12 protein-coding genes are annotated in these 10,441 nt (G+C 67.7%); 8 read left to right on the top strand and 4 right to left on the bottom strand.

Features of this window, described 5'->3' with window-relative positions; all coding sequences use genetic code 11:
- From ACOADB_RS07435 to arr, 3 genes are all read left to right on the top strand, one after another.
- On the top strand, window positions 1–635 hold a 635-nt coding region (locus ACOADB_RS07435; protein ID WP_378597330.1), incomplete at its 5' end, for an NAD(P)-dependent alcohol dehydrogenase.
- A gap of 27 nt (window positions 636–662) precedes the next feature.
- Window positions 663–1,361 (top strand): class I SAM-dependent methyltransferase, encoded by a 699-nt coding sequence (locus ACOADB_RS07430; RefSeq protein ID WP_378597329.1) that lies wholly within the window; start codon window positions 663–665, stop codon window positions 1,359–1,361.
- A gap of 20 nt (window positions 1,362–1,381) precedes the next feature.
- Window positions 1,382–1,792: an NAD(+)--rifampin ADP-ribosyltransferase gene (gene arr / locus ACOADB_RS07425; protein ID WP_378597328.1), complete on the top strand. Its 411-nt coding sequence runs from the start codon at window positions 1,382–1,384 to the stop codon at window positions 1,790–1,792.
- Window positions 1,793–1,799: 7 nt separating this feature from the next.
- Here the strand turns inward: arr and ACOADB_RS07420 are convergent, their stop codons facing one another.
- Window positions 1,800–2,261, bottom strand: coding sequence for a MerR family transcriptional regulator (locus ACOADB_RS07420; RefSeq protein WP_378597327.1), 462 nt, complete (start codon window positions 2,259–2,261; stop codon window positions 1,800–1,802).
- 117 nt (window positions 2,262–2,378) lie between these two features.
- Between ACOADB_RS07420 and ACOADB_RS07415 the strand changes: the two genes are divergently transcribed.
- Window positions 2,379–2,735, top strand: a complete 357-nt coding sequence (locus tag ACOADB_RS07415; RefSeq protein ID WP_378597326.1) for a hypothetical protein — start codon at window positions 2,379–2,381, stop codon at window positions 2,733–2,735.
- Window positions 2,736–2,779: 44 nt separating this feature from the next.
- Here the strand turns inward: ACOADB_RS07415 and ACOADB_RS07410 are convergent, their stop codons facing one another.
- Complete coding sequence (locus ACOADB_RS07410) at window positions 2,780–3,382, bottom strand: RNA polymerase sigma factor (RefSeq protein WP_378597325.1); 603 nt, start codon at window positions 3,380–3,382, stop codon at window positions 2,780–2,782.
- A gap of 160 nt (window positions 3,383–3,542) precedes the next feature.
- On the opposite strand from ACOADB_RS07410, the gene ACOADB_RS07405 reads away from it, so the two are divergent.
- The 3 genes from ACOADB_RS07405 (at window position 3,543) to ACOADB_RS07395 (ending at window position 7,304) form a co-directional block, all read left to right on the top strand.
- Window positions 3,543–4,799: an Ig-like domain-containing protein gene (locus tag ACOADB_RS07405; RefSeq protein WP_378597324.1), complete on the top strand. Its 1,257-nt coding sequence runs from the start codon at window positions 3,543–3,545 to the stop codon at window positions 4,797–4,799.
- Window positions 4,796–4,969, top strand: a complete 174-nt coding sequence (locus ACOADB_RS07400; protein WP_378597323.1) for a hypothetical protein — start codon at window positions 4,796–4,798, stop codon at window positions 4,967–4,969. Before ACOADB_RS07405 ends, ACOADB_RS07400 begins: the two co-directional genes overlap by 4 nt.
- 130 nt (window positions 4,970–5,099) lie before the next feature.
- A complete protein-coding gene (locus ACOADB_RS07395; RefSeq protein WP_378597322.1) occupies window positions 5,100–7,304 on the top strand; it encodes an ATP-binding protein in 2,205 nt (734 codons plus the stop codon).
- Between the two features lie 3 nt (window positions 7,305–7,307).
- Here the strand turns inward: ACOADB_RS07395 and ACOADB_RS07390 are convergent, their stop codons facing one another.
- Together ACOADB_RS07390 and ACOADB_RS07385 are read right to left on the bottom strand one after the other, a co-directional pair.
- Window positions 7,308–7,544 (bottom strand): hypothetical protein, encoded by a 237-nt coding sequence (locus ACOADB_RS07390; protein ID WP_378597321.1) that lies wholly within the window; start codon window positions 7,542–7,544, stop codon window positions 7,308–7,310.
- A 105-nt stretch (window positions 7,545–7,649) separates the two neighbouring features.
- Complete coding sequence (locus tag ACOADB_RS07385; RefSeq protein WP_378597320.1) at window positions 7,650–7,964, bottom strand: hypothetical protein; 315 nt, start codon at window positions 7,962–7,964, stop codon at window positions 7,650–7,652.
- A 276-nt stretch (window positions 7,965–8,240) separates the two neighbouring features.
- Between ACOADB_RS07385 and ACOADB_RS07380 the strand changes: the two genes are divergently transcribed.
- Window positions 8,241–10,441, top strand: a 2,201-nt coding sequence (locus ACOADB_RS07380; RefSeq protein ID WP_378597319.1) for a DUF7507 domain-containing protein, incomplete at its 3' end; no start/stop codon positions are given.

Genomic DNA, 10,441 nt, shown 5'->3' with positions numbered 1-10,441 from the left:
GGAAGCCCGCGACGGTGTCCTTCGAGGACGCCGCCGCGCTGCCGCTGGCGGCGACCACCGCCGACCTCCTGCTCACGGCGGGACAGGTCGCGTCCGGGCACCGCGTGCTGGTGATCGGCGCGTCGGGTGGGGTCGGCACGTTCGCCGTCCAGCTGGCCGGTGCGCGGGGTGCCACCGTCGACGGCGTCTGCAGCGCCCGCAACCGGGACCTCGTGCTGTCGCTCGGCGCGGCGACGGTCATCGACTACCGGAGTGAGGACTTCGCTCGCATCGGCGAGAAGTACGACGTCGTGGTCGACCTGGTGGGGAACCGGCGGTTGCGCGACCTGCGCCGCGTCGTCGCCCCCGGCGGCATCCTCGTGCTGTCCGGCGGCGGCAACCCGGGGGAGGGCACGGTCCTCGGTCCGGTCGGCCTGATGGCCAGGGGCGGCCTCTTCGGACGGCTCCTCGGCCTGCGCGTCAAGATCCCGATGGCCAAGCCGGACGGGGAACGCCTCGCCGACCTCGTCGCCATGGTGGAGCGCAAGGAAGTCCGCGTGGTGATCGACCGGTCCTACCCGCTCGTCGACGCCGCGGCGGCGATCCGCCATCTGGAGGTCGAGCACGCGCGCGGCAAGATCGTCGTGACCATCTGACTTGTGCGGCCTCGGTAAGAACGAGGCATGCAGGCCACCGACTACGACGACTTCGCGCACGCCTATTCGGCGGAGAACGAGTCCAACATCTTCAACGCGTTCTACGAGCGGCCGGCGATGCTCGGGCTCGCCGGCGATGTCTCAGGTCGCCGGATCCTCGACGCGGGGTGTGGTTCCGGGCCGTTGACGGCAGCCCTGCGGGACCGGGGCGCGGACGTCACCGGGTTCGACGCGAGCGCCGCCATGGTGGATCTTGCGCGCGAGAGGCTGGGTGAGGACGCCGACCTGCACGTCGCGGACCTGGGCGCGCCGTTGCCGTTCGCCGACGCCGCGTTCGACGACGTCGTCGCGTCCCTCGTCCTGCACTACCTGGAGGACTGGTCCGGCCCGCTCTCGGAACTGCGCCGGGTGCTGAAGCCGGGCGGTCGCCTCATGGTCTCGGTGAACCACCCTGCCGCCTACGCGATCGTGTATCCGGAGGCCGACTACTTCGCGGTGACCAGGTACTCCGAGGACTACACGTTCGACGGGCAGGTGACGTGGCTGACCTTCTGGCACCGGCCACTGCACGCCATGACGAACGCCTTTGCTGAAGCGGGTTTCCGGATCGTGACCGTCAGCGAGCCGCCTCCTGCGCCGGACACTCCTGCGGAACTGCTTCCTCCCGGCCTGGAGGAGGGCCAGTCGTTCATGTGCTTCCTCTTCTTCGTCCTCGAGGCCGTCTGAGGCGGCACTAGGCTGGGGCGGTGAGCGAGGCGCTGGACGAAGGGCCGTTCTTCCACGGGACGAAGGCCGATCTCCGGGAGGGTGACCTGCTCACCGCGGGGTTCCGGTCGAACTACCGGCCCGAGGTGGTGATGAACCACATCTACTTCACCGCGCTCGTGGACGGCGCCGGCCTCGCGGCAGAGCTCGCGCCGGGCGAGGCTCCGCCCCGGGTCTACGTCGTCGAGCCGACCGGAGCCTTCGAGAACGACCCGAACGTGACGGACAAGAAGTTCCCCGGCAACCCCACCCGCTCCTACCGGAGTACGGAGCCGCTCAGGGTCGTCGGGGAAGTGGACGACTGGACGCGCCTGACTCCCGAGGCCCTCCAGACCTGGCGCGATCGCCTGGCGGCGATCCGTGACGACGAACGCGGCGAGATCATCAACTGACGTCGAGTCAGCGCCGCGGGTGCTTGAGGCTGTTCGTCACGAGCTCGAGCGGCACGACCTGGACGTCGCCCCCGGGGATGCAACACGAGAGGTCCGTCCGGCACTCGTCGGCAGGTGGTGACGCGTCGAGCGCGCGTCGTACGTCGTCCAACTGCTCTGCGAACAGGCGCAGCTCGTCGATGCGCTGACTGATCTCGGTCTGCTTCTCGTCCAGGAGCCTGCCCACGCGTTCGTGGGCGGCGGCGCAGTTCACGCCACCCCACGCGGGAAGCAGCTCGGCGATCTGCTGGCAGCTGAAGCCCATGCCGCGGGCTCGATGGACGAACAGCAGCCGGGTGGCCGAGTCGTCGTCGTAGTCGCGGTAGCCGGACCCGGTCCGGCCGGGGACTCCCACGAGCCCGACCCGCTCGTAGTAGCGAACCGTCGAGGTGGGCACCCCGACCCGTTCTGCGAGTTCTGAGATCCGCATCCCTCACGGTAAACCCTGCACTCGGGTGTCGGGTCAAGGCTTGACCTTGCATTCGAGTTCAAGGCCTACGGTCCCGAAACGGACCGAAATCGCGGTCCCCGACCCGAGGAGAATGCCATGTCCACCTTCACCCGCGAGAACACCGGGATCGCTGTCGACATCGAGGGCCTGGGGCGCCAGCACCGTGCCGAGGCCGGCGGCATGGTCGTCGCCCTCGAGCGCTGGAACTCCGGCCTCGACACCGCCGAGATGTTCGCCGACCTGCCCGACGGTGCGTGCCAGGAGCCGCACTTCGGCTACGTCCTGGCCGGACGCGCGACCGTGCGTTACACCGACGGTGAGTCCGAGACGCTCTCGTCGGGGCAGGCCTACTACCTGCGCCCCGGCCACAACGTCCACATCGACGACGACGCCGAGTTCGTCGAGTTCACCAGGGTCGACGCCGCGCCGGGCATCAATACGATCGACCTCTAGGGGCGGCATCGCCGAGGCCGAGGCCGAGGACCTGGTTCCGCGCTCTACGCCGCGCAGCAGAGTTCATGTCCCAGTCTCTGGGCATTCTCTAGGTAGGTCCGGCGGAGGGCTGCGCGAGCCCGGAAGGCCAGTTGGGCGACCGCGTTCGGGTTGGAGCCAAGGAGGGTTGCGACCTCGTCGAGCGAACGCCCCTCGACCGTGGTCATCCAGAGGACCTCCCGCCAGCGGGCCGGAAGCGCACGCAACGCCTCCGTTGCCAGGTCGTGCGCGGGCGAATCGTGCTGCGCGCCGCCACGCGGAGTGTGGTCGAACGCCGTGAGGTCGTCGACGGGCAAGGAACGGCGTTCCTTGCTGCTGGCGTTGACGTTGAGGTTCCGGATCGCAGTGAAGAGGTAGGCGCGGAATGCCCGGTCAGGGCCCGATCCCCTGATGAGCAGGTGGAGGGTCCGCGTGAAGACCTCCGCGACCAGGTCCTCGGCGCTCGACGGCCCGGAGGTCGCGATCGCCACCCGGAGGGCGGCGTTGCGGTGCCTGTCGTACAGGTCGGCGTAGGCCCGGATGTCACCGTTGCGGACCTGGCCGAGAAGGTCGGCATCGGTGGTGGTGTGATCCCGAGAATCAAGCGGCGTGGGAAGGAATCGGATCACTGTGGTGCTCTGTTTCGTTGTCGGATCAGGTGCCTGACCAGCGTGACCGGGACGGACCCGCGGGCACATGCGCCGAATTACCTGTTTGTCGTCGGCCACACGTGACGGGGGTCACGTCGGCTTGTGCGTAAGCGAGCGCCGTTCCACGTGTCTTTCCAGCGTGGGAACTGAAATCAAGAGGGCGTCCGTCGCCGTTCGGACCGTCATCGGAGTCCTCGCGCTGATCGTGCTGGCGATCGGGTTGGTCGTCACGAGCGGTCGCTCCGAGAACGCCACGGCGGCCGAGGTGCCCGCGACGATCGAGGTGTCCACGACGGCAACCAGCGTGGCCCAATGGGACCGTGTGGACTTCATCTGCCGTTGGCAGGTGCCGGACCATTCGCGGCCTGGGGACACCTTCACGCTCACGCTGCCCGACGCACTTCGCTGGATGGGCCCGACGACCTTTGCACTTCTCGCGCCGGACGGGGTCACGCCGGTCGCGAATGCGGTCGTCGCAGGCGGGCCGCCATGGGTGGTCACGTTCACCCTGACGGACTACGTTTCGACCCACCCGCTCAACGTCAACGGCACCTGTCGGTTCAGCACGCAGTACGTGAAGACCGTCAACGAGGGCGAAGCGGTCGATCTCGAGTTCGACGTCAGCGGCGGTGTCTCCACTGTCCCGCTGACCGGTTCCAACCCTTGCCAGACCGGTTGCGAGCCCCCGCCCGCCGTGGCCACGAAGTGGATCTGGTGGTCCGATCCGGCTGACCAGCGTCGGTCGCATTCGGTGCTGCTGTCCCCGCAGACGCCGATCGATGGCACGACGGTCACGATCACCGACACGCCCCGTCCGGGTCTGTCCATCGACTGCGCCACCGTCGTGGTGACGGTGGGGGACAGCCGAGCAAACGACGGGACGGTCATCGCCGACCTCACCGCGACCTACCCGGACCCGGGGCACATCGTGTGCACGCCGACGTCGTTGACGGCGACCTGGGAGCTCCCGGCCGGGTGGTACATGAACGTCGCGCTCGACAGCGACGTCACCGACCCGGATCTCGCCGAGTACCACAACGACGGAACGGTCGCTCTCAGCGGACAGGATCCCGCCACCGTGACCTCGGAGCTCGAACGAACCGAGGCGGGCGGCGACGGGGAGGGAGACCCGGTCGATGAGACGACAACACCGACGGACACGTCGACCGGTCCGACGGACACGTCCTCCGGTCCGACGGAGGTGGCGACGAGTTCGGTCGAGGCGTCCACGGTTGACGAGTCGCCGGCGTCCTCCTCGCACGACTCTGCGGTGGTGCCGATCGGAGCGGACGGGGACCTGCCTGAAACGGGTTCGAACCTGACCCCTTGGCCCGTGCTCGCCGGGGCCCTCCTCCTCATCGCCGGTGCGCTATTGGTCGGCCGGACTCGATCGTGACCGACGGTCACGGCAGGCCGGACACCTCGCGGATCAACACCTTCGATGCCGTGGAGGACTCCAGCGCCGCACTCTGCGCGCTGCTGCTGCTCCCGCTGATATCGGTCGGTGGCATCGCGCTCGGCAGCGCCGCGCTGGTCGCCGTGCTGGTCATCGGTCTGGCAATCTGACCCTCGGCCAGACGCGAAGGCCCCTAGGGTGTCGATTGTGGGTGCATCGTTGGGTGGCCATGACGGGATGGTTGGGCGTTCCGTCGAGGTCGCGGATGTTCGCCGACTGCTGACGCCCGGCAGGGTCGTCATGCTCACCGGGATCGGGGGCGCTGGGAAGACCAGGATCGCGCGTCGGGTGATCGCCGAGGCGACGGATGACGAGCGGGCGAGAGTCTGGGTGGTCGAGCTCGCGAACGCCGCTGAGCCTGAGCTCCTGGGCGAGGTCGTCGCTGGAGCGCTCGACCTCCAGATCCCTGCGGGTGCGTGGGACGGGTCGGTCCTGACTGGCTTCCTCGTCGATCGCCCCGGATTGCTGGTTCTCGACAACTGTGAACACCTGGTCGCGGCGGTCGCCGAGTTGGTCACCGATCTGCTGGCGGCGTGCCCCGACCTCATGGTGCTGGCCACCAGCCGACAACCTCTGGGGATCACCCGGGAGATCGTCTACCAGGTTCCACCGCTGTCGGTGCCGGACGTCGGCTCCGCTGTCGATCTCGAGGGTTCGGTCCGTTTCGATGCGATCGCGTTGTACGTGCAGCGTGCTACTGAGGCGATGGCGTCCTTTCGTCTGAACGCCGAGAACGTCGCCGCCGTTGGTGCGTTGGTTGCCCGCCTCGACGGTCTCCCGTTGGCCATCGAGCTCGCAGCGGCGCGAGTCCGGGTCCTGTCGGCGGACACGCTGCTCGCCCGCATCGCGGATCACTTCGCTGTGCTCGAGACGGACCTGCGCGATGTTCCCGCCAGGCAGCGGTCGCTCGCTGCGTCGGTCGGCTGGAGCTACGACCTCTGCGCACCCGAAGAACGCGAACTGTGGAGTCGGTTGTCGGTCTTCACCGGTGGCTTCGAGATGAGCGCCGCAGAGGAGGTGTGCTCCGGCTCCGGCATCGATGCCGCTGACGTGCTGGACCTGCTCTCGGCGCTGGTGGACATGTCGATCGTGGGACGGGTGGGAGAGACGGGCTCCCGGTTCCTCCTGCTGGAGCCCGTTCGTCAGTTCGGTGCCGAACGGCTGGCTGAATTGGAGGGCGCCGCCCACTGGCGTGACCGTCACCTGGCCTGGTACGCGGACCTGGTGGAACGGCTCGACCGCGAGTGGGTCGGACCGGACCAGCTGGTCTGGATGGACCGACTGCGTACGGAGCATCCGAACCTGCGCGCTGCTCTGGAGCACGCACTGGAGAGCGAGACGTCGGCCGGCGTGGCGCTTCGGATGTGTCGCGGCCTGGAGCCGTTGTGGATCTGCGGAGGTCTGCTGGGTGAAGCCCGTCGATGGATTGAGCGCGCGATCGTACGGACGGACGGGGCACGCCAGGACAAGCTCGAAGCACTCCGGCTCTGTGCTTGGTTCGGTGCGCTGCAACTCGACCTGACCTACGCGCGCGATCGGGTGCGGGATGCGGAGGAGCAGGTCGATGATGCCGATGACATGTCGCGAGCCAGTTACCTGTTTGCCGCGGGTGTGGTCGCGACGTGGGAACAGGACTTCGACTCCGGTGTCGACCTGTTGGTCCAGAGTGCTGAGGCCTATGCCAGCGCCGACCATCTCCCGGGCGTGCTGGAGGCGCGCCTGAACACGGCCATCGCCCATGTGTTCGCGGGCAACTACGAGCAGGCCGGGGTCGTGTGCAGGTCCTGTCTGGAGGTCACCGATTCTCTTGGCGAGACCTACATCGGTGCCTACGCCAGATGGGCCCTCGGCCTGGCGGCGCTCATGTCGGGAGACGTGGTCGAGGCGACGGACCTGGAACAGGAGGCGCTGGCAAGGTCATCGTCGCTGGGTGACCAGTTGGCGACGGCGTTGGCACTGGAGGCGCTGGCCTGGCTCGCGGCAATCTCCTTCGACTTCGATCGGGCTGTCCCGTTGCTGGGTGGGGCCGACCTGTTCTGGAGGATGATGAGCATGCCGGTGGAGTTGACGCCTGGCATCAGTGAGTTCCGATCACTGGGTGAGGCTCAGGTGCGGGCGCAGACTGGTCACGAGTTCTTCGATGACGCCTTCGCCCGCGGACTCGCGATGGCGCCGTACGACGTCATCGCGGTCGGCTTGAGTGCGGACCCCGTGCTGCCTCGGAAGCCAGCTCCCCAGCGACGAGCGGGGCCCTTGAGTCGGCGGGAGACCGAGGTCGCTGCACTGATCGCTGAAGGGCTCACGAACCGCGACATCGCGGAGCGCTTGTTCCTCTCGGAGCGAACTGCGCAGGGTCACGTCCAGAGCATCCTGCGCAAGCTCGGGTTCGGTTCGCGGTCCCAGATCGCGGTCTGGTTCGTGGGTCAGCAGCCGCTCGGAGCCTGACCGCTACCGTCCGCCTGGGTCGACCGATCCGAATGGCCGGGGACTGGCGAGCCGCGCAACGCGGAACTTGAGACGCTCCTCGAATTCCCAATCGTCTTGAACGCGCTGCTCCCAATCGGCTGCGGCGAGGGCACGTACGCCGACGTACGGACCGGCATAGCTGGTGAAGCCCGTGGCGGGGTCGGTGCAGATCACGATCCACGCGGCGTCGATCGCTGCCAGGTCGTCCTCGACGACCACGTCGTGGATTCGGTCGGCCCCTGCAGCCGACAGGTCTCCTTCTTCTGGCACGGTCTGCCTCTCGTGTTCGACGCGGACGGGCAGCGCGTCGGCAGTCGGTGTGCGCTATCGGCTCAACGGCTCCGGTCCGGGCGGTGCTGAGCCGGCGACGGACCCGACCGCGTTCGGGGCTGCCAGCCGGGCGATGTCGAAGACGAAGTGGTCGGGTTCGTCCAGCTTCTCCTGTTCACGGCGGTCCCGGTCGGCCGCCAGCAGGGCGCTCAGGCCGTCCGGGAACGGCCCCGAGTGGGTCACGAACTGGTTGTGCATGTCGATGCACAGCACGATCCACGGTCCGCTCAAGGAGGCGACGTCGTCGTCGACGATCATCTGCTCCATTCGCGCCATCCACCCTTCGGGGACGTTTGGGATGTCGGTCATGGCTCACTCGCTCTCGTTGGCTTCTGATGCCGGCAGCGCCCGTTCCCGCCGAGCCGGACCGTGGTCCGATGCCTTCGCGGAGGAGACATCGCGCACAGCGAATCGATGACGCGCTGGCCGCCACCATTTTTCAGTTTCCGCAGGAGATGCTCGCGTGTGGCGCACGTCACCATCTTGTTTTCCTCGAGTGCGTAAGGGTTGCCCCTCCTGCACGGTCTCCCCCCCGAGTGCATTGCGTGGCGATGCCGGTCTTTTCCGAGATGGGGAGTTGTTTCGATGTCCAAGCACGCTGCGCGGAGTGCCCGCACCAACGTGGCCAAAGTCCTGCGACGCCATGCGGTCGTCGTCGGAGTCGCTGCGGCGATCCTGCTGCTGCTGACCGCAGTGATCCGCGTGGCCCCGAAGGCAATGGCACCGATCAACGATGAACTTGCCCTGTCCGCGGCCGGGGTCACGGAGCCCGGCACGCCCATCTTCACCGAGACGTTCTCCCAGCAGAACGCGTCGGCGACCGGGATCAACATCCTGAACTACACCGGCGCCAACGCAATGACCTACGACGCCGACCGGCAGTACACGCCGGCCGGTGCCCAGTGCAACGGCTGGGTGATGAACTCCCTGACCCCGCAGCCGACCGCCGCCCAGGACGCAGGTTGTGCGAACAACCAGCCCGATGGCTGGAACCAGCTCCGGCAGATGGCCACCTACCTCGGCCTCGCGCAGGGACAGACGGCCGCACAGGCCGCCACCAACCAGGTGCTCACCGAGTACACCAATGCCGCGACGGGTGTGATCGCGGCGGGTTACGAGCTCAAGACCAAGTCCGGCATCCCGGCCACCGCCGGTCACTACTACGCCGTGTCGGCGTACTTCGCCGAGGTCAACTGCTTCTCCAACCACGCCAGCATGACGTTCTCGCTGGTCATCAACGGCACTCCGACGGTGCTGAGCAGCGGTCTGGATCCGTGCACCGCCCCGGGTGGGACGATCTATGAACCGGGGACCGCCTATCCGAACGGCACCCGGGTGGTGAAGCTGCAGTCGGCGGCCATTCAGGTGCCGACGACGGGTACCCCGACCCTGGGCCTGCATCTGTACAACGCGCGGGCCAACGGCAACGGCAACGACGTGTCCTTCGACCTTCCGCAGATCGTGGACGTCACACCCAGCCTCGACAAGTCCTTCAGCCCTCCGTTGATCGCGCCGGGCGGGGTCTCGACCCTCACCTTCACCGTGACCAACACCAGCGAGCTGATGGCTAAGGCCGACTGGTCCTTCACCGACAACCTGCCGGCAGGCCTCAAGGTCGCGGCAACCCCGAACGTCGGCGGCACGTGCACCTCGACGACGGGCGCCCCGCTGGTGCGGACCGCGAACGCAGGGGCGACCTCGATCGCGGTCACCGGTGGTGACCTGGCGCTGAACCAGGCTTCCTGCACGGTCACGGTGAATGTCACCTCTGACCTCGAAGGCACCTACGTCAACGGCCCTGCGAACGTCACGACCAACCTGTTGCCGCCCGAGAACACCCCGCTGGAGGTGCGCGCGCCGCGGATCAAGATGGTCAAGGCACTCGGCGGCTCCCGGATCAGGGATGCCGACCAGTTCACGGTCCAGATCCACAGCGGTTCCGCTGGTGGACCAGTCGTGAACAACACGACGGCGTCCACGACACAGGGCACCGGGGCGACGGTCGCCGCAGGTACCGGCACGACGGGCACCTACGTCGCAGACGTCGACACGACGTACTTCCTCACCGAGACCGCATCGGCGGGCACGAACCTCGGGGCTTATGACAAGTCGATCACCTGCGTGGACTCGACCGGGCGGCAGACGGGGCTGCCGACGGGCGTCGGCTTCGCCGGTTCCGTCAGCATCAAGCCGGTCGCCGGTGCGGACATCACCTGCACCCTGACCAACACCGCGAACCCGCGGCCGTCGATCAAGCTCCTCAAGCGTGTGGCATCTGTCGACGATGTCGACGGCAACGGCTTGACCGATGTCGGTGACGAGATCAACTTCGTCTTCGATGTGGAGAACACGGGCAACGTGACGCTGACCCAGGTGGCGATCGATGACCCGCTGCTGGCGGGCCTGGACATCACCATCACGTGTGAGCCGTCGACACTTGCTCCGGGCGAGAAGGTCACCTGTGAGGCCGACGCGCCGTACGTGATCACCCAGGCTGACGTGGACGCCGGGACCGTGGAGAACGTCGCGACCGCGACGGGTACTCCGCCGTCGGGTCCGGTCGTGGAGTCGCCGGAGAGCCCCACGGTGACGCCCACCGAGGGCGCTGCGGGCATCGACCTGGTGAAGACGGCCGATCGTGATGACCTCGTGGTCGGCGACACCATGACGTACACCTTCGTCGCGACCAACACCGGAACGGTGACGCTGTCTGATGTACAGATCGAGGAGACCGCGTTCACGGGTTCTGGCACGGTTTCGGCCCTGGTCTGTGATCCGGCTGCGCC

Source organism: Nocardioides sp. CPCC 206348, from assembly GCF_048654705.1.
Taxonomy (GTDB): Bacteria; Actinomycetota; Actinomycetes; order Propionibacteriales; family Nocardioidaceae; genus Nocardioides.
This window is presented reverse-complemented; position numbering and strand designations above follow the sequence as displayed.

Excerpts from the sequence above, each read along its gene's own strand:
- ACOADB_RS07430 (WP_378597329.1), top strand. The coding sequence starts at position 663 with ATGCAGGCCACCGACTACGACGACTTCGCGCACGCCTATTCGGCGGAG.
- ACOADB_RS07420 (WP_378597327.1), bottom strand. The coding sequence starts at position 2,261 with ATGCGGATCTCAGAACTCGCAGAACGGGTCGGGGTGCCCACCTCGACG.
- ACOADB_RS07415 (WP_378597326.1), top strand. The coding sequence starts at position 2,379 with ATGTCCACCTTCACCCGCGAGAACACCGGGATCGCTGTCGACATCGAG.
- ACOADB_RS07395 (WP_378597322.1), top strand. The coding sequence starts at position 5,100 with ATGCTCACCGGGATCGGGGGCGCTGGGAAGACCAGGATCGCGCGTCGG.
- ACOADB_RS07385 (WP_378597320.1), bottom strand. The coding sequence starts at position 7,964 with ATGACCGACATCCCAAACGTCCCCGAAGGGTGGATGGCGCGAATGGAG.